Source organism: Enterococcus sp. DIV0187 (assembly GCF_051713785.1).
Taxonomy (GTDB): Bacteria; Bacillota; Bacilli; order Lactobacillales; family Enterococcaceae; genus Enterococcus_A; species Enterococcus_A avium.
In genome coordinates this window covers 1,718,469-1,737,500 of sequence record NZ_JBIOQO010000001.1, presented here as the reverse complement: position 1 = coordinate 1,737,500, position 19,032 = coordinate 1,718,469, and the positions used below count along the sequence as shown (strand labels likewise).

The 19,032-nt window shown below is 39.9% G+C and carries 18 protein-coding genes; 9 read left to right on the top strand and 9 right to left on the bottom strand.

Annotated features, from left to right (window positions below; genetic code table 11):
- Positions 1-331 precede the first annotated feature (331 nt).
- The 3 genes from rsxC (at position 332) to IGI52_RS08470 (ending at position 3,352) form a co-directional block, all read left to right on the top strand.
- Positions 332-1,645, top strand: coding sequence for an electron transport complex subunit RsxC (rsxC, locus tag IGI52_RS08480; protein WP_438781044.1), 1,314 nt, complete (start codon positions 332-334; stop codon positions 1,643-1,645).
- 1 nt (position 1,646) lies between these two features.
- Complete coding sequence (locus IGI52_RS08475; RefSeq protein WP_438781043.1) at positions 1,647-2,633, top strand: RnfABCDGE type electron transport complex subunit D; 987 nt, start codon at positions 1,647-1,649, stop codon at positions 2,631-2,633.
- A gap of 158 nt (positions 2,634-2,791) precedes the next feature.
- Positions 2,792-3,352: a histidine phosphatase family protein gene (locus tag IGI52_RS08470; RefSeq protein ID WP_137439804.1), complete on the top strand. Its 561-nt coding sequence runs from the start codon at positions 2,792-2,794 to the stop codon at positions 3,350-3,352.
- A gap of 138 nt (positions 3,353-3,490) precedes the next feature.
- On the opposite strand, the gene IGI52_RS08465 is transcribed toward IGI52_RS08470, so the two are convergent.
- The 4 genes from IGI52_RS08465 to IGI52_RS08450 all read right to left on the bottom strand — a co-directional run bounded on the left by IGI52_RS08465 (position 3,491) and on the right by IGI52_RS08450 (position 8,158).
- Positions 3,491-4,911 (bottom strand): IS3 family transposase gene (locus tag IGI52_RS08465; RefSeq protein ID WP_225844249.1). Its coding sequence is split into 2 segments (ribosomal slippage): positions 3,491-4,434 and positions 4,434-4,911, totalling 1,422 coding nucleotides; the frame shifts between segments, so codons are not numbered across the junction.
- Positions 4,912-5,055: 144 nt separating this feature from the next.
- Positions 5,056-5,961: a lactate/malate family dehydrogenase gene (locus tag IGI52_RS08460; protein ID WP_438781042.1), complete on the bottom strand. Its 906-nt coding sequence runs from the start codon at positions 5,959-5,961 to the stop codon at positions 5,056-5,058.
- An 87-nt stretch (positions 5,962-6,048) separates the two neighbouring features.
- A complete protein-coding gene (gene nrdI / locus IGI52_RS08455; RefSeq protein ID WP_438781041.1) occupies positions 6,049-6,498 on the bottom strand; it encodes a class Ib ribonucleoside-diphosphate reductase assembly flavoprotein NrdI in 450 nt (149 codons plus the stop codon).
- A 508-nt stretch (positions 6,499-7,006) separates the two neighbouring features.
- On the bottom strand, positions 7,007-8,158 hold the full coding sequence (locus IGI52_RS08450) for a hydroxymethylglutaryl-CoA synthase (protein ID WP_438781040.1): 1,152 nt from the start codon (positions 8,156-8,158) through the stop codon (positions 7,007-7,009).
- A gap of 232 nt (positions 8,159-8,390) precedes the next feature.
- Here IGI52_RS08450 and IGI52_RS08445 point away from each other — a divergent pair, with 232 nt between their 5' ends.
- Positions 8,391-10,808 carry a hydroxymethylglutaryl-CoA reductase, degradative gene (locus tag IGI52_RS08445; RefSeq protein ID WP_438781039.1) on the top strand — a complete coding sequence of 806 codons (2,418 nt, stop codon included), beginning with the start codon at positions 8,391-8,393 and terminating at the stop codon, positions 10,806-10,808.
- A 53-nt stretch (positions 10,809-10,861) separates the two neighbouring features.
- On the opposite strand, the gene IGI52_RS08440 is transcribed toward IGI52_RS08445, so the two are convergent.
- The gene (locus IGI52_RS08440; protein ID WP_438781037.1) at positions 10,862-11,752 is read right to left on the bottom strand and encodes a GNAT family N-acetyltransferase; all 891 of its coding nucleotides are present in this window, start codon (positions 11,750-11,752) and stop codon (positions 10,862-10,864) included.
- Positions 11,753-12,017: 265 nt separating this feature from the next.
- Entirely contained in the window at positions 12,018-13,085 is a 1,068-nt protein-coding gene (locus tag IGI52_RS08435; RefSeq protein ID WP_438781036.1) for an endonuclease/exonuclease/phosphatase family protein, read from the bottom strand.
- Positions 13,086-13,223: 138 nt separating this feature from the next.
- On the opposite strand from IGI52_RS08435, the gene IGI52_RS08430 reads away from it, so the two are divergent.
- Positions 13,224-13,817 carry a GNAT family N-acetyltransferase gene (locus IGI52_RS08430; RefSeq protein ID WP_271819918.1) on the top strand — a complete coding sequence of 198 codons (594 nt, stop codon included), beginning with the start codon at positions 13,224-13,226 and terminating at the stop codon, positions 13,815-13,817.
- Between the two features lie 54 nt (positions 13,818-13,871).
- Here the strand turns inward: IGI52_RS08430 and IGI52_RS08425 are convergent, their stop codons facing one another.
- Both IGI52_RS08425 and IGI52_RS08420 read right to left on the bottom strand, forming a co-directional pair.
- Positions 13,872-14,396, bottom strand: a complete 525-nt coding sequence (locus IGI52_RS08425) for an LURP-one-related/scramblase family protein (RefSeq protein WP_049218720.1) — start codon at positions 14,394-14,396, stop codon at positions 13,872-13,874.
- Between the two features lie 24 nt (positions 14,397-14,420).
- On the bottom strand, positions 14,421-15,284 hold the full coding sequence (locus tag IGI52_RS08420) for a Cof-type HAD-IIB family hydrolase (protein ID WP_049218718.1): 864 nt from the start codon (positions 15,282-15,284) through the stop codon (positions 14,421-14,423).
- 185 nt (positions 15,285-15,469) lie between these two features.
- Between IGI52_RS08420 and IGI52_RS08415 the strand changes: the two genes are divergently transcribed.
- From IGI52_RS08415 to IGI52_RS08400, 4 genes are all read left to right on the top strand, one after another.
- The gene (locus IGI52_RS08415) at positions 15,470-16,150 is read left to right on the top strand and encodes a uracil-DNA glycosylase (RefSeq protein ID WP_016181840.1); all 681 of its coding nucleotides are present in this window, start codon (positions 15,470-15,472) and stop codon (positions 16,148-16,150) included.
- Between the two features lie 157 nt (positions 16,151-16,307).
- Positions 16,308-17,288 (top strand): phosphate acetyltransferase, encoded by a 981-nt coding sequence (gene pta / locus IGI52_RS08410; protein ID WP_049218716.1) that lies wholly within the window; start codon positions 16,308-16,310, stop codon positions 17,286-17,288.
- A 163-nt stretch (positions 17,289-17,451) separates the two neighbouring features.
- The gene (tsaE, locus tag IGI52_RS08405) at positions 17,452-17,919 is read left to right on the top strand and encodes a tRNA (adenosine(37)-N6)-threonylcarbamoyltransferase complex ATPase subunit type 1 TsaE (RefSeq protein ID WP_049218714.1); all 468 of its coding nucleotides are present in this window, start codon (positions 17,452-17,454) and stop codon (positions 17,917-17,919) included.
- On the top strand, positions 17,916-18,437 hold the full coding sequence (locus tag IGI52_RS08400; protein WP_438781034.1) for a GNAT family N-acetyltransferase: 522 nt from the start codon (positions 17,916-17,918) through the stop codon (positions 18,435-18,437). The genes tsaE and IGI52_RS08400 overlap by 4 nt, the downstream gene beginning before the upstream one ends.
- A gap of 34 nt (positions 18,438-18,471) precedes the next feature.
- Here the strand turns inward: IGI52_RS08400 and IGI52_RS08395 are convergent, their stop codons facing one another.
- Entirely contained in the window at positions 18,472-19,005 is a 534-nt protein-coding gene (locus IGI52_RS08395) for a 3'-5' exonuclease (protein ID WP_438782241.1), read from the bottom strand.
- Positions 19,006-19,032 lie beyond the last annotated feature (27 nt).

The window sequence follows — 19,032 nt, the reverse complement described above, 5'->3', positions numbered from 1 at the left end:
ATGAATTCAAATCTTTTTCATGTAAAATAAAATGATAAACATAGGATATTTACCTCTATTTTATAAGAAATCTTGGATGGAAAAATAGCAATCTGGTTGGTAAAAGAAATGGGTACTTTTGAATCTACTGTATATTTGGGTTTATTTTTGCAAAGGAAGATAGAACTGATTAAAAAAGTGGGTCGTTTCTATACGTAAGTACTAAGATATTACAAAACATTGTAGTAACTTTTTTTATTATTCACCTTCAATTATTGTATAACAGTATATTATTTTTAGCTGAAAAATGTTCATGTTATACTAAAATTATGAATAATATTGGAGGAATGTGATGAGTAAGCGAGGATTTAAAGGTGGAATTGATTTGCATCAAGATCCGGCCTTGCATTTAAGAGGAATCGATAATTATAAAAAGGTTGAGAACATACAACCTAAAAAAGTTTATATTCCCGTTCAGCAACATATTGGTGAGCCTGCAGAGGTTATCGTCTCTGTAGGAGAAAAAGTATTTTTAGGACAGACAATTGCAAAAATAGATGAAGGATTAGGCGCGAACGTTCATGCAAGTATTTCCGGGAAGATCATCGGAATACAAGAGATTGATCAAGGTCAGGGGGATAAGATGACCTGCGTAATCATTGAAAATGATTTTAGAGATGAACCTCAAGAGATACACCATGAAACAATTGATGATTTGACACCGGAAATGATCGTTGAGCGTGTTGAATCAGCGGGAGTGGTTGGGCTAGGCGGGGCGACTTTTCCCAGTCATGTAAAGCTAAACCCTAAAGAAGATATTCATACTTGTATTTTTAATGGTGCTGAATGTGAGCCATTATTGATGTCTGATGCTGCATTAATGGCGACTCAGGGGGAAAAGCTGATTAAGGGCTGTGAGTTGGTATTGAAAGCTGTCGCAGCAAAGGAAGGCATTATTGCAATTGAGGATGATAAGCAAGAAGCAATTGAGGTTATGCAGATTTTATGCCATGACATATCGAATCTTTCCGTTATCGAAGTTCCTTCGATTTATCCTCAAGGAAGCACTGAGATGCTTTTTACAGTAATTACAGGAAAGGAAGCCCCAGCAGATGGTTCAACACGAGACTTAGGCTATTTGATTATCAACGTGGCTACGACGGTCGCTGTCTATGAAGCGATTGATCCCGGAGTTCCCCTGAGTCATAGAATTTGTTCTGTGGTGGGTGATGTCAAGCAGCAGAAAAATGTCTATTTTCCGCTGGGAACTTCGATTGAGGATATGATTGCTTTTTGCGGAGGCTTTGAGGGAAAGCCATCTAAGATTATCACAGGTGGATTTATGATGGGGAAAACAGTAGACACAATGGCGGCTTCATTAACAAAATCAGCCAATGGGTTAATTGTTATCAATGAGCATCATGATGAAGACAGCACACCTTCTCCTTGTATCCTGTGCGCTCGCTGTGTCGCTGTTTGTCCGGTGAATCTTTTGCCACATCAGCTTGAAAAAAATTACTTGAAGGAAAATTGGAAACGTTTGGAAAAGCTTTATGTAGATAGTTGTATTAACTGTGGGTGTTGTACGTATATTTGCCCAGCACGTCGGCATTTAGCTGAACATATTGTTGCTGGACAAAAAGCTCTTAAAGAAAGGCAGGCATAGGATGGGGAATAAAAATTCGTTGGAGCAGCTTCGCAGTACACGTTACCCATTAATGGAAGCCTCGCCGCATTTGTTGTTTTACGAAAAAACTGATCGAATAATGCGAATGGTTTTATTGGCGCTGCTACCTAGCGTGATTGCTTCAATTATTTTCTTTGGCCTGCGTTCATTGCTTATTTATGTGATAGCCATAGGTACATGCCTGATTTCTGAGTTTCTATGGTTTAAATTTCGCAAAGATACCTTGCCTAAAGATTATTCAGCAGTAGTGACTGGTGTTCTATTGGCGATGAGCTTGCCAGCAAGTGTACCGTTGTGGTATCCGGCTTTAGGCGGAGTTATCGGAATTATTATCGCAAAAGAATTATTTGGAGGAATCGGTAGAAATCTGTTAAATCCGGCTTTAACAGGACGAGCTGTCTTAAGATTGGTCTTTGCAAAGGAAATGTCAGCGAATGTACAACCGCAGCCTTTTTTCTCGTTGAATGGTTTAGATGTCGTCTCTTCTGCCACGCCTTTGATGAATGCCAAAGCTGGTGAAAGTTTAAGCTCTGGTCAGATGATAGACAGCTTGACTGGATTGATTGCTGGTAAAAATGCTGAAACAACGGCGATACTTCTCTTTTTAGGAGGGATGTTTCTGCTGTATAAAAAAGTAATTACTTGGCACATTCCGATTTGTATGCTTGGTACAATAGTTATTATTGCGCTTTTTTTAGGGAAAGGTGATCTGACAATTGTTTTTGCTCATATCTTTGGGGGCGCAACTATGCTGGGTGCTTTCTTCATGGCGACAGATTATAGTACATCACCTACAACACCCAAAGGTGAGATCATATATGGAATTTGTTGTGGCATACTACTAATGGCTTGGCGTTCATTTAGTTCCATGGCAGAAGGTATGACATTCATTTTATTAATTATGAATTGTTTTGTACCATTGATTGACTACCTCATTATTCCACGAGCCTACGGTGTGAAAAACTAGCAGTCATTTTCAGTAAATATATAGACGTTCTTTCATTCTAATGATAAAGTAGTAGAGAAATTGGCTACTACCAATATTTTAATGAATAACTATTTTGAAAATTCTAGAAATCTTCCTAGTTGGATTTTCATTTTTTTTGATAGAGAGGACTGTTTTATTTGCTTTATGTAGCTAGACACGGGGAGACAGATTGGAACAAGAAAGGAATCATTTCAGGGCGAAGCGACATTGCTTTGTCTAAGATAGGTTATCATCAAGCGGCTTTATTAGCAGAAGAAGTGGCTAACCTTGACGCACCTATAACCAGAATCATCCATTCTCCCTTAAATCGTGCGGAAGAAACAGCACGAATAGTTAGTGAGGCCAATCATTTACCCATGAGTGTCGACGAACGATTAATTGAGCTGGATTATGGGGATTATGATGGAAAGAGCGATGAACTGGCAGGCTACCAAAAAATTCGTACTCAATTTGCTGTACGCTATCCTAATGGGGAATCTTTGATGGATGTTTATGCTCGAATCGTTCCTTTATTAGCAGAATTAGAACAAGACTCTGAGAATACCTATCTATTGGTCTGTCATAATTCGGTGATTCGCGCGATTAAGAACTATTTTGAGCCCTTAGAAAATGAAAAGGTCTTTAATTATCGCACACCTAACGCTAAGTTGATCGGGTTTGAGTGGAGGAAAGCTCTCTCAAATATCAAGAGTGCCTGAAATTCTTTTAAATTAATAAATAGAAAATAAGAACGAACGACTGTAGGGCTATCATTGTTGATTGAAGTGACCCCCAAATGTTAGACTTTTTTCGGAGTAGAGAAATCTACTCCGTTTTTTGTTTCTTAAGCTAAGCGATTATGCCGCTTTCTGTGCTGTTTCTCGAAACTGAACAGGGCTTTTCCAGTTCAATTTCTGTTTCATCCGGTGATTGTTGTAGTAATAGATAAAATCATCAATCGCCGTTTTTAGTTCATCAAAACTGTGATAGGTTTCTCCATGAAAAATTTCTTGTTTTAGAAGACTGAAGAAATTCTCCATGATGGAATTATCTAAACAATTTCCTTTACGAGACATACTTTGAAAAATTTTCTGTTTCTTTAGTTTTCGACGGTAGGCTTTCATCTGATAGGCCCAGCCTTGATCCGAGTGGAAAGTGCGACGATACGGGCAATCATTCGTGATCGCGATGGCTTCTTCTAAGCCTTCCATGATTGCCAAGGCATTTGGCTTTTCCGAGATGCGGTACGAAAGAATCTCGCTATTATACATATCCATAAACGGGTCCAGATATAACTTTCTCTGACGGATCACGCCTTTGGTATCCACTTCAAGATATTTGAACTCTGTTGTATCTGTCGTAATTTTTTGGTGACAAATAGTCGTATAAAAGTGACGACGAATCCGGTGTTTCGCCACTTTCCCGACTTTTCCTCGGTAAGAACTGTAGCGTCGTGATTTCCGCGTGTATGAACGCACTTCGATTCCTAGTTTTCGAATCAAACGTTGGACTTTCTTTTTATTAACATGGAATCCACGATTCTTTAGTTCGTTCGTCATTCGTAAACAGCCATAATTTTTATGTTCTTTACGAATACGAAGCATTTCGGCTTCAATTTCTTGATCAGGGTTTTCTCTGTCAAATCGTTTTTGCCAGTACATAAACGTTGCTTTAGGAAAGTCCAAGGTCTCAAGAAGCTCAACTAATTTGAAGGATCCTCGGAGGCTGTGGATGATTCGTGCGATTGATTCGTTCGTCTTTGTTGGGCTTCCTGATTTCGCAGCTTCCTCAGTTCTTTTAAAAAGGCATTTTCTATCTGAAGTGAACGGACTTGTTTTTCTAATTCTTTAATACGGTCGCGTTCTTCAGATGTTACTTTAACAAAATCTTTCTTTGGCTTTTCTTTTTTCTTAGGCACGGTAGGTGGACGTCCTTTCGGTTTTGAGAGTCCCTTGATACCATCATCTCGAAAACTCCGCATCCAACTGGCAATCAGAGCATGATTCCTCATACCGAGTCTATTGGCAACTTCACGATAGGACAACTCACTCGTTTGATATAACTCTATCGCATCCATCTTGAATTGAACAGAGTAAGTATTATCATAATGTTTTCGAAAGAGTCCTTCCTCACCAAATTGTTGATAGGAATTAATCCAGCTTCTTACTTGATCCGCGTTCTTAACTCCATACTTTTTCGCTAGATAGCGATAGCCACCTTTTCCATCCAAATAATCTTGAACAACTTTCAGCTTGATTTCAAAGCCATATTCAGTCATAAAAATACCGACCTCCAAAAAGTTAGATTTTTGGTCTAACTTTTGGGGGTCGGTTCAGATAGTTCCACAGTTGTTCGTTCTTTTAATGAGCGTGTTCTGCTACTCATCAATAGTTTTGTCGTTCTTCCGTCACCAGTGGTTTCTTTAGATCGTTGCGTGCATTGAATGAATCGTCTGGATGGTATGACGCCATTTTTCTTGTTCTGCAGTGGAAAGCTTTAACGGAAAACTTTCACTGATTCCTTGTCTTGAAACTTTTGCAGGAGAACCCACATAGCAGCCCTCAGCTTGATGATAATGGCTGACTGGTACGACAAGGTGATTGTCGTTTAAAATTGCTTCAGCAATCCGTGCGGCTTGAATGGCGATACCATAAGAAGTATAGCCTTTTCCTCTAAAAGTGACCCAACCGCCATCACGAGCAGCATTATCCAGAACATCAAGTCTATTATCAGTCAATATTTCACTGATAGGGGTGCCACCGATTCGGACGCTAGACCAAGCAACAAATTGACTTTCACCATGTTCTCCGATGACATAACCATCAATGGCCGAAGGATGAACTTTCATACTTTTGCTGACAGCATGCTTCATTCGGCCAGTATCTAGTGAAGTTCCAGTACCAATAACACGCTCTTGAGGAAGTTCTGTCAATTCCTGCAGATATTGAGTGATGACATCACAAGGATTTGTTATATTCAATATAATTCCCTTAAAGCCAGAATCTCTGATGACTGGCGCCCATTCCTCTACGATTGTTTTGGTCAAATTCAGTTCAGCAAAGCGATCAGGATTTCCTTCAAAAATCGAAATGTCACCAGCAGAAAAAATAATCACATCTGTATCGGCTAGTTCAGCTACATCTGGACCAATCAGTCGAACTTGATTAGCTTGTTCCATTTGCCCGTCCATCAGATCATTCAGTTCAGCCTTTAGAATCGTATCTTTCGAGTCGAAAAGCACCAGCTCATCAACGATATTTTTTGAAATCAAAGTGTAAGCAGTTGTACTTCCTACATGTCCTACACCAATAATTGCGACTTTTCTCAATTGCAACACACCTCTCTCATAGATTTATCTATTTTAAAAAGAATGCCTCTAACATGATAAAAAGTCAATAGAATAATTAGTAAACGATTAATTCAAACTGTTTTCTTTTAAAATATGATACACGCGCTCACAATCAGCAACGGTTCCTCGCAGTTCATAATCTGCCAAGAAAGGAAACTTGAAGGCTTCGCTATATTGTTTTGCTGTCAGGCAATATTGATAGTTAAAATTTTTATTCCCGCTGCCGACCACTCCTAGACAATGTTTAAAATTATCTTCGTATTCGAGGTATTCGCGCATCACTTCTGTCAAAATCTCAGTATCCCCGCTATCAACACCATTTCCTCCTTCTAAATACGTAGGGACAAAGGTAAAGAAGGGTGCCGACTCAATCTCGAAGGGAGAATTTTCGGAAATTTCCTTTGAACTGATTAAAGGATTTTTCGGATCTAATTGATGCTGTTCCACTGCGTAGGCTTCCAGACGCTTAACAAATGCCCGAGTGTTTCCTGAGATAGAAATGTACAATATATTCATAAAAATATTTCCTCCTAATTTGGTTAATCACCGTTTTTTTACGAAAAAATCGAGTCTTAATTGTAGTCTTAACGTTAAGATTATAACACGAAAAAGGACGATTAGATAAAGTGTAAACGGTTGCAAAAAGCGGCGAAATATGGTATAAATATAGATGTAAGGGGTAGGTCCCTAAGGTTGTAAAATAATACAACAGAAATGGACGGAAGCAGTGTTCATTTCACAGAGAATGCCGAAAGCGGCAGAAAGGAAGTAGGGATTTGAAGTCTCCTTACCAAGTTATTCTAATCTAGCGGGGAAAAGAAATGTAGACAGTGGAACCATTTCTTCACTTAATGGTGAGGCTTAAACGAAATTCAATCATAAAAAACGTTTAAGACCTAGAAAAGAGTGTAAATATTCCAGAAATCTGGAATGAAGAACAAGCACTTAGCCATTAGACCTGCTAGATTATTTTTGCGCCTAAAAAAAGGCCAGCTGATTAGTCAGCTGGCCTTTTCCTATTATACTACTTATTGTAATAACGAATATCACCGCTGATTTTATTGATAGCAAAATCAGTTGAATCAGAGAAGGTATACGTACCTCCATCGGTTGGGAGTTTTTCGTTAAACATTTTTTCATATTCATCGATAGAAAGCTGCTTGCGTTCAGAAAGCAACGCTTGATTCTTTTCGCTAGTTAAATGACTTTTGAACCCATCCATCAATGTCATTGAGAAGAACTCACTAACGGCACCAGAACCATAGCTGAATAATCCGATTCGATCACCGGCACCTAGATTGCCATTATCTAACAAGGATATCAAACCTAGATATAATGATCCGGTGTAGAGATTACCGACTGTTCGGCTATACACCACTGCTTCATCATAACGAGCTTCTAAACGTTGTTGTTCTGATTCAGGCATTTCCGGAAAGATCGCACGTAAAGCTTTGCGTCCCATCTTTGTATAAGGTAGATGGAAAGTGATCGCAGCATAATCCGTGCTATCGGTTTGATTGACTTTTTTATTTTGCTCCCATATCCGAGTAAATGAATCAATATAGATTTGGTTAGACATGTGTCCATCGACTAATGGATAATCATGTCCTGCAGGTCGCCAAAAATCATAAACGTCCTCTGAATAGAAGACACTATCGTTATTAAAGGCTAATAAATCTGGTTCCTTAGTTATTAGCATAGCGACAGCACCACAGCCTTGCGTAGGTTCGCCACCAGTTGCTAAACCATATTTAGCAATATCAGCAGCGATCACTAAAACTTTACGATCGGGATGTAGGGCAACATAATCATGAGCCTGCTGCAGGGCGGCAGTTCCGCCGTAACAAGCATGTTTTATTTCAAATGAACGAGCGAATGGTTGAATATCCAACAAATCATGAATGATTACCGCAGCGGATTTTGAGAAGTCGGTACTTGATTCTGTTCCGACGATTACCATGTCGATGTCCTTTTTGTCCTCATCTGTAAGAATTTTGGCAGCAGCACTTGCCCCTAAAGTGACGATGTCTTGTGTCTCGGGAATAATTGCCATCTGATCTTGTCCAAGACCAATGTGAAATTTGTTGGGGTCAGTTTCACGGGCATTCGCTAAATCCGTCATATCAAGATAATAATTTGGTACGTGAAAACTGATTTTATCAATCCCTATATTCATATTGCTCCTCCTAGTTCTTATTGATCCATCCATTTCTTAGTAAAAATAAATAAACCACACATATCTTTCCACTTAATTACTAAAATAATAAGTAGAACAGACATCCTTTTCTTCCAAAGGTAAATATATCATAGAAAGGTCATAATTAGTTGAGTTTGAATCTTAAGAAATTATAAAACTATCTGTGCTATACTTACGTCTGGTTTTTAATGAAAACATTGGAGGTGCACCCTTGGAAGAAGTAGTTATTTTAAGCGCTGTACGAACACCAATTGGCAGATATAAAGGCAAATTAGCAACTGTTTCAGCGGTTGAGCTCGGTGCGATTGCGGTGAAAGAAGCAATCAAACGTGCGGAGATCGAGGCAGATCAAGTCGATCAGGTATTTATGGGAAATGTTTTGCAAGCGGGCAATGGTCAAAATGTAGCTCGTCAATCCGCAGTTAAAGCAGGGATACCCTATGAGGTTCCGGCAACTACGATCAATGAAGTGTGCGGATCTGGAATGAAATCGATCATTTTTGGGATGCAGCAGATTTTGTTGAATGAGGCGAGCGTTGTGATTGCTGGCGGAACAGAGAATATGTCTCAGGCTCCAAAGGTAACAAGCTTTGATTATGCAGCCCAAGAATGGCACGAACCAAAATCGAGCATGATCTATGATGGTTTAACAGATGCGTTTAGCGGAAAGCATATGGGATTGACAGCAGAAAAGGTGGCTGAAGACTATCATGTTACCCGTGAAATGCAGGATCAATATGCCTATGATTCGCAAATGAAGGCAGCGAAAGCCAGTAAGGATGGCAAGTTTGAATCAGAGATCGTTCCGATTGCACTATCAGATGGTAGTACCATGTGGGAAGATGAAGGGATTCGCTTTGATTCTACTCTGGAGAAAATTAGCTCCTTAAAGCCAGCTTTTAAGGAAAATGGCGTCGTTACAGCGGCCAACGCTTCAACGCTAAACGATGGTGCATCAGCTGTCATATTGGCAGCGAAATCCTATGCAATTGAACATGGACTTACTTACCTGGCTGTTATTAATAATTACAGTGAAGTTGGAATTGATCCAAGTATTATGGGAATGGCCCCAGTATCTGCAATTAATAAATTATTAAAAAAAGCGAATCGTACAATTGATGAAATTGATACCTTCCAAATCAATGAAGCATTTGCGGCAGCTTCCGTTGCGGTGCAAAAAGAATTAAAGCTATCTGATCAAAAAATTAACAGTTACGGCGGCGCAATCGCTTTGGGTCACCCAATTGGTGCCAGTGGGACGCGAATTGTAACAACCTTAATTTCTGAGCTGATTCAAGAGGAGAAGCAACGTGGTGTAGCAAGTCTTTGTATTGGCGGCGGGTTAGGTCTAGCTTTGTTGATAACGAAAGCGGAGGATCAAGAAATCGCAAAAAAAAAATTCTATCAGATGACCCAAGCTGAGCGTCTAGCTAAACTGGTGAAAGATAAAAAGTTATCTGCTAAAGAAGCGGCACAATTAGCAACTGAAACGGTGCTGCCGGAAAAAATCGCGAATAATTTGATTGAAAATCAAATCAGTGAATGCTCGATTCCTTTAGGTGTCGCTCAAAATTTTGTTATTAATGGTAAAAAAAAGCTAATTCCAATGGCTACCGAAGAGCCCTCCGTAATTGCGGCAGCTAGTAACGCGGGGAAAATCATTGCAAAAGCGGGCGGAATTCAGACGCGAGTGATTAATCAAGGGATGGTTGGACAGATCGTTTTACGAAAGGTCACTGATTTCGATGCAGTAATTAAAACGATTAATGAAAATAAAAAGAGTCTTTTTGCAGCGGCAGAAAAAAGCTATCCTTCGATTTATCAGCGCGGCGGCGGATTGCAATCCATTCATGCACGCACCTTTGAAGAAGGCTACATTTCGATCGATGTAGTTGTCGATACAAAAGATGCGATGGGCGCCAATATCTTGAATACGATGCTGGAAGCAGTCGCGCAAGAGCTGCGACAACTGATTCCAATGGCGGACATCTTGTTCAGCATCTTAAGCAACTATGCAACCGAGTCGTTGATTGAAGCACGATGTGAGATCCCGCTGACACAGCTAACACCAGAGGTCGCAGAAAGAATTGCTGCTGCAAGTGAGTTTAGCAAGCTCGATCCATACCGTGCGGCAACTCATAATAAAGGGATTATGAATGGGATTGATGCGGTCGTACTGGCTACTGGGAATGATACACGTGCGGTGGCGGCAGCTTGTCATGCTTATGCTGCACGCAATGGACGTTATGAAGGGTTGACGGATTGGGTCATAAAAGAAGAAAAACTCGTTGGACAATTAACCCTACCAATGAAAGTCGGTATTGTCGGTGGGGCAACGAAGGTTTTACCGAAGGCTCAGCTAAGTTTGAAATTATTAGAAGTTTCCACGGCGGCTGAATTAGGCGAAATGATTGTTGCTGTTGGATTGGCGCAAAATTTAGCAGCCATTCGGGCACTAGTGACAGACGGCATTCAAAAAGGACACATGGCGATGCAGAGCCGCTCATTGGCCATCACTGCTGGCGCGACCGAAAAAGAGATCGCTCAGGTTTCAAGACAATTGCGTCGAGCAGATCAAATGAATCTTTCGACTGCTGAAACAATTATCAAACAGCTGCGGCAAGCATAAGTTCACAAAAAAAGTGATAAGATCATGAAGTTGATCTTATCACTTTTTTTATGTTATTCGTTATTGACGTCTGCCCGTAGATAGACCATATCAACCAATTGGACTCCTTGATCAATGATTGGTTCGTGGTAATTATCGGTGAAAAAATTCTTCACGCGATGCGATTCGCGGAATCCGCTTTTTTTATAAAAGTTCAATATTCCTGGCTCATCACCAGTTCCGACATACATCGTTTGATAATGACCTAAAAATTCATGGAATAAAAACTGGATCATTGCTCTGCCATAGCCTTGGCCATGTACAGCTGGGACAGTTGCTATGTTTTTCAGCTCACATTCCTGTTCATTCAACTCTGTGACAACGGCTGCGCACTTCAAAGCATCATCATCATATAAAACAAACATGCGGCCGTCATCAAGGTAACGATCAATCATGTCTTCCTGCGGATCGGCTAAAAGAAGCAAGTTTAAATAGTTTTTCTTATCTGTAACGACTTCTTCAATCTGCATTTTTTTTAAATGCAAAATGGGGAAAGGATTCCCTTGCTCATCTAGCTCAGATCGCCCGATCACATGGAAACCCATATGCCGATAAAAACCAAAGGCCTGCTGATTCTGCTCATTCACATCTACATAGTGTATATTTAGCGAATCAAGCGCAAATTGCAGTAATTTTTTTCCAATTCCGTTTCCTCGAGCTTTGTTTGCAACGAAAAGCATTTCAACCTTATCTTGCTGGACACCAATAAATCCTAAAAGCTCAGGATCATAATAGCCATAAAGCTCATCAATCAGCTGAAACGCTTTTTTTACCTCAGGCTTTAAGGCTTCGATATCATTCTTTGTCAAAAAGGTGTGGGTAGCAATAACCGCTGATTCCCAAATCGCCATCATTGTATCTAGTTCGTTTTGATTCTTTCGGTCAACTTGTTTAATTGTCAACATTTCATTTTTCCTCCAATTTTGTCTATAAGAAGAGGTTTCAAGCCGAATAAACGTGCGTAAATCCGCGTTTAAAAATTGGCGATGAAACAACTCTTATCGTATCTCCAAACAATGTTTCATCTACAGTAGTTTCCTTGTTTGGAGTAGAGTAATGGTGCGTATATTGAAGGTGAATTTCCACATTGAAATAAGTCCTTTCTATGATTTCCCTTCATTCTATCAACGAGAGTGAAAGAAAGCAATGTACCTTGGAGTTAAAGCTATTTTATTTAAAAGTGAAATCCAAATATACTGGATTATGGTCAGAATATTTAAATTGCATATCCTTGATGTGAACAGCTTCAACATTGATATTATCTGAAACAAGAAACCCATCAATCAAAGTCGTGTAGGTTTTGCCCTGTTTATAGGGTTCATTTAATGCTCGAGCGGATGGCTTTTTCTCTTCTGCCAGCTTTCCAGTAGGCAGGTGAAAGCCTGCAGGTAAATCTTCTTTCGGAAATGGGTGTGTCCAGGTTTCGCGTTTTTTACTTGTACTAAATACGTCTGGGCTGTTCCCCAAAACATCATGATTATAATCTCCGGCGACCATCACATAGTTCCCTTTTTTATATTCGCTTTCCATGACATCAAAAATCTTCTTCAATTGAGCCGCTTGGATGGAACGATCCTTCGTAAAAGCGGACAAATGGGTATTGATCGCAATAAACTCATGACCGTTTTTGACTGGAATACGGCTGACAGTGAAGGCACGATCCAAATCAACAAATTTGTTGAAGTTTGTTTCGATCGGTAAAGAATAGCGTTTACTGCTGGTGATCTCAGCTTGGCTTAGGGTGACTAGCCCTGATTTTGCTTGGCCGATTGGGTCAGTAAAGGGATAGAACAAATAAGAGGAGTCGTAGTTTTGCCCATACAAGCTATTGTAGTCAGATAAATGATTTTTTAAAAAGGCTACTTCATCTACATGCTGTGAACGATCACCGTCTTGATCGACTTCTTGATAAAAAGCAAAAGTAGGATCTAATTCTTTTGTCGTAGTGACGATCCCATTCATATTTTTTTCTACCGTTTTTTTATCGTACGCTCGCGAGTATTTCCCACCGTCCATAAAGAAGCTATAGCTTGGCGGATAAGCCCCATATCCAATGTTATGACTCATAGCACGGTAAGTCTTATTGGTTTCTAAAACCTGATTATGTTGATTGTCGGGTTTTAAGGTAAGATGGTCAGGTAAACGGTCATAGCTGGCGAATAAATAAATTAAATAGCCGCCTAAAACCAAAATGATGGCTGTTATAATTCCTAAAAGAATCTTTCCTATTTTTTTCATGTTGCGCCTCCTAGTCTTCTCTTCAAGCTTATCATAGCAGAATTTTAACTATTCACAAAGTTCCTGACTTTCGAAAAGAACTTTCCCGTGGTACACTATAGAAAAGGGAATATACGTTATTAAAAGAGAGGTTTTAAAATGATTCGATTTGCCAAAAAAGAAGATGGCGCAGCAGTTGCAAAATTAATACTGGTTATTTTAAAAGACATGGAGCTGGATTTCTTAGCTGAGTTTGGTGAAGAGAAGGCCTTAGAAGTTATCACGGCTTGCTTTGAAGATCCGACTTATCGTTTCGGCTATGCTCGAGGTCTAGTTGAAGAAATTGATGGCGAAATCGCAGGGGCTGTTTTTGGTTATCCGGCCAATAAAGAAAAGATTATCGATTTGCCTTTAGAAAATTATTTGCGTTCACAAGGAATTTCCGACGATATTAAGATGTTTATTGATCCTGAAGCTTTTCCTGGTGAATGGTATTTGGATTCAATCGCAGTGGATGAAAAATTTCGTGGACAAGGGATTGGTTCAAAGCTGTTAACGGCGGTAGATCGGCTGGCGACCCACGAGGGCGAAAAAATTATCGGACTAAATGTCGATAAGGCTAATCCAAATGCTAAACGTTTATATTTACGTGATGGCTTCAAGGATGTTGGAGAAGTTATGATTAGCGGTCATTTATACGATCATATGCAACGAGAGGTTAAAGGCTTTGACCGCATCAAGCGTCACAAATAAGCATATAAGAAAACGGCTAATCGCTTACTTAACGTAGTAAACGTATTAGCCGTTTTAACAGTTTTGAGGAAAGGTTACTTCTAACACAGTTTCTTGTTCTTTTTTTCTATTGCGATTATACAGCCAATAATCCATAATCGCCGCCACACAAATACAGACTGGGGCGTCTGCTGGATCTGTGACATCCAAGACATAGTAATCACCAGTTAATAAGGTGGCTTTATCCATCGTCATGATTGGCTGGTTAAAATGATTAATCTTATATTTATGGTTGTAAATATCTCCATAAACTGCCCAATGAAGCTGCTGTATGTAATAAAAATCCCCGGGCCAATGGAAGATTTTGTGAAGTACACCAACTTTTGTATGGTCATAGTAAATCTCAAACTTGCGCCCGAAAATCACACTGGCTTGTTTGATATATGCTACGATTTGACCGTCCATTGCATAGAGGGAGAGCACATTTCCTTTACGTCCCCAATGTCCTACCATTAAATAGAGTGGAACACCTTTGTTGTCTTTGACGATCGTTCGTGTCGTGGAACTTAATTGTTTTTCTTGAATAAAAAATTCAGTCATGTTGCTCACACCTTTTGATTTTTATTATTCAGAAAGGATTCGATCGATTGCCGTTGCTACTCCGTTTTCTTCATTCGTATCAGTTACATGTTTCGCGATTTTCTTTATAGCTTCTACTGCATTTCCCATCGCAACACTCGTACCAGCATATGTCAACATGCTGACATCATTAAAATTATCTCCCAGCGCCATCACTTGATCAGCGGAAAATCCTCGTTCTTCCGCAAACTGCTTTAAGGCGATGCCTTTTTGCGCATCGACATGATTGATTTCGATATTTGTCAATTCAGATGCCGCAATGGCGAGGTCTCCGATCTTTTCTAGCTCTCCTGTTATCGCTTTAAGCTGTTCTGGACCATTCTTATCAAACGCGATAATCTTCAATACATCTTCTTCTTTATCGATTAGTGTTTGTCGCATATCTTCAACAAAAGTAATCGGTGTAAGTGATAAATGTCGCGATGAGGCAGCGATCGCCATTTTTTTAGAAATACCAGGTATTTTATCAATGATATGCTCTGAGAAAAATTCAATCCGCTTCGGTTGATTTGAAGAATAGACATGTTCGGCGGTAAAAATTTCATAATAAAGGCCAGCTTCTTCAATGGCATCCATCACTTCAAATGTCTTTTCCTTGCCGATCGGAATGGTAAAAATGGTTTCTCGTTCGGCGTTCACCACATGAGCGCCGTTTAATAAAATCATCGGTACGTGGATGTCCGCTTCATCTAAAGAGATTTTGGCGTGGCTCATTCCGCGTCCGGTCGCTGTAATAAATTCAATTCCTTGTGCTTGAGCTTTCTGAATGGCTGCGATATTTGCTGTTGGGACTTGCATTTGATCGTTTAACAGTGTACCGTCCATATCAGAGGCAATGAGTTTTATCAAAATTATTCACCTAGCTTTCCTATCATACACCGATAGTGTACCATAATCCCAAAGAGGATAGCCATGTCGAGAGAATTCTTTAAAAAGAATTATTGGGGTAGAAAATGGTCTTCTTGACGCATAGGCTAGTTCTTTCCACGTAAAATGGAGAGTTTTTACTAAGAATAGAAGTAGGAGTGTAGAGCATGAAAGAAATTATCCATAATGATTGGCAGACGGTTTTAGCAGATCAATTTCAAGCGCCGTACTATTTGAAACTACGAGAATTCTTGAAGCAGGAATATAGCACTCAAAGAATTCATCCAGATATGTATCATATCTTTGAAGCGTTGGAATTGACACCTTACAGCAAAGTCGAAGTTGTAATCTTAGGACAAGATCCTTATCATGGCGTAAATCAAGCGCACGGCTTATCCTTTTCCGTACAGCCGGGAGTAAAAATACCGCCTTCATTACGAAATATTTATCAAGAATTGCAAAATGATTTAGGGATTCCGCCAGTTCAGCACGGCAATCTCGTAAGTTGGGCCAAACAAGGTGTTTTGATGCTCAACACAGTTCTGACCGTACGTGAAGGGCAAGCTTATTCACATCGCGGTCAAGGTTGGGAGCAATTGACTGACGCAATTATTCAACGATTAAATGAGCGAGAAAAGCCGATCGTCTTCATTCTATGGGGCAAGCCTGCTCAAGAAAAAATCAAAATGATTGATACCAATAAGCATGCGATCATAAAGTCTGTTCATCCGTCGCCTTTATCCGCTCATCGAGGCTTCTTTGGATCAAAACCATTTTCAAAAACAAATCAGATTTTGAAGGAGTGGGGCGAGTCACCAATCGATTGGCAGCTGCCTGAAACAGTGTAGTATGACAACGGTTTCTGTTATAGAGACAGTTTGTGAAAAACCTCTTAATTCATGTTTACTAGATTCTAATGAGTAGTACAGAGGTTTTATTCTGTCCTTTTCTTTTCATGTGAAGTGTTGTATGATGAAAAGGAAATAAATATCTGGAGGTTTTATCGTGGATCTATTTGATAGTTTGAAATTTAAGATTATTCGTCGCAACATTAAAGTGGCATTTCCTGAAGCAACTGACGCGCGTATTCTTGGTGCCGCATCTCGTTTGAAAGCAGAAGAATTGATTGAACCAATCTTGATTGGCAATCTGGCTGAAATCGAAAAAGCTGCGGGCGCTCGTGGAATCGCTTTAGAGAACTTCACAATTATTGACCCTGATCATTTTGATCGCTGGGATGAAATGGTTGAAGCCTTTGTTGAACGTCGTAAAGGAAAAGTCAGCAAAGAAGATGCGGAAAAGATTCTTAAAGATGAAAACTACTTCGGTACAATGCTGACTTATATGGGCATTACTGAAGGCATGGTTTCTGGAGCGATTCATTCAACTGGAGATACTGTTCGCCCAGCCTTGCAAATTATTAAAACAAAACCAGGCGTTAGCCGTACAAGTGGAGCTTTCTTAATGGTTCGCGGGCGTGATCAAGAGAAATACTTATTCTCAGATTGTGCCATCAATGTGAATCCAAGCGCTCAAGAATTGGCTGAAATCGCTGTCGAATCTGCTAAAACAGCTGAATTATTCGATATTGAACCTAAAGTCGCAATGATGAGCTTCTCAACAAAAGGATCTGCTAAATCTCCTGAGGTTGAAAAGGTTGCAGAAGCAACGAAGATTGCTCAAGAATTGGCGCCAGATTTCTTAATCGATGGCGAATTACAATTTGATGCTGCCTATATCCCAGGCGTGGCACAATTGAAAGCCCCTGATTCTCAAGTAGCTGGACAAGCGACTGTCTTTGTTTTCCCTGAATTACAATCAGGAAATATTGGTTACAAGATCGCCCAACGTTTCGGTGGTTTTGAAGCGATCGGACCAATCTTACAAGGCTTGAACAAGCCAGTTTCTGACTTATCACGTGGCTGTAACGAAGAAGACGTTTATAAGCTTTCTATTATTACAGCAGCACAATCATTGATGAGTTAAGAGCTATCTTAGCTATAATGAAAAAGTTAAAAAGTAAGAATCCATTTTTCATAAGGATTCTTACTTTTTTTGTTACTTCTGCTTCCCAAATGAAGAATCTTTTTCTTTTCTCTCTAAGCGTAAATCGTTATACTAAATTGGTAGCAGAAAAGAGGGATAGAGCGTGATAACATTAGTAGATACAACAGCAACAGAAAGACTAGGAAAAATAATTGGTACGGTGGCAGAGCCTAGCGATAATTTAGTATTAACGGGTGATCTTGGAGCTGGGAAGACAACTCTAACAAAAGGGATCGCTTTGGGTTTAGGAATTGATCAAATGATTAAGAGCCCGACTTACACCATCATTCGAGAATACCAGCAGGGACGCATACCGCTTTACCATATGGATGTCTATCGCATTGAGGCTGGGGCGGATGATTTAGGCTTAGATGATTATTTCGAAGGCGATGGTCTTTCCGTAGTCGAATGGGGCCAGCAGTTAGGCGAGTATATGCCGGAGGATTATTTGGAGTTGATTTTATCTAAAGATGATCAGGATGAAAATCTGCGTAAAGTCGAGTTGCTTGCAAAGGGAATACAGGCTGAAAAATTTCAGAGTCGCATTTTGAAAGCGTGGGAAGCAAAATGAGTGAAGTCGAGATCACGCTGAGAGAAGCAATCCCGGACGACGCTGCGGCTTTATTGCAGGTGAGCCAGAAAATTGCCGAGGAGACAGACTTTTTAATCATGGATGAAGTTGGTTTAGGCTTGAGTGAAGAAATGTTAAGCCTACAATTGGCTGATTTATACGCAAGTGAGAACAATTTATTACTGTTAGCTTTGGCAGATGAAAAGATCGTTGGGATGGCTTCAGTCAAGGCGGCGCCAGAATTCACTGTCGCGCATATTGGCGAGATTGGTATCAGTGTGTTAAAAGAATTCTGGGGGATTGGTTTAGGTTCTGCTTTATTAGATGAGGTCATTTACTGGAGCGAAAATGCTTCACCGTTGCGGCGATTGGAGCTATCCGTCCAGAAACGCAATGAACGAGCGATTCATTTGTATCAAAAATTTGGTTTTGAAACTGAGGCTGAGATGATACGTGGAGCGCGTGATAGTCAGGGAGAATTTTTAGATGTTTTGCTGATGAGTAAATTAATCAATTAAAAAAGCGAAGCAGAGCGCTTCGCTTTCAAGTTAGCTACATAGGCAAAACTAATTTTTTCAAAGGATCAACACCAAAATGATCCTCCTGATAAAGCAATATTTTTGCACAGGCTCGACTATCTTCTAAGGCATCATGATGGTGCTCTAGTGGAATAGCTAATTCTTCACAGACAGTGTTCAGTCGCTGATTTCGCATTTCGGGAAATAGACGGCGACTGGTTCTTACAGTACAAAGTGACAAATAAGATGGCTGCTCTAAATGATAATAATCCAGACAGCCGGCTAATACCTTTGTATCAAAGCCGGCATTGTGAGCGACGATCAAACGATTTTCCTGATAATAGTGTTGGATTTCTTGCCATACTTCAGGAAATTTTGGGGCATTCTCCACGTCCTCTGGATGAATCCCGTGAATCTGAATGTTTTTCCAAAAGAATTCTGTTTCTGGTTTGATTAAGGAATAATACTCACCAACGATTTGGCTGTTTTTAACCATTACGAGTGCTAATGAACAAGCACTATGTGTTTGGTAATTGGCTGTTTCAAAGTCCATTGCAATAAAATTCAACAAGGGTCACCTCTTCGCCATTGTCTT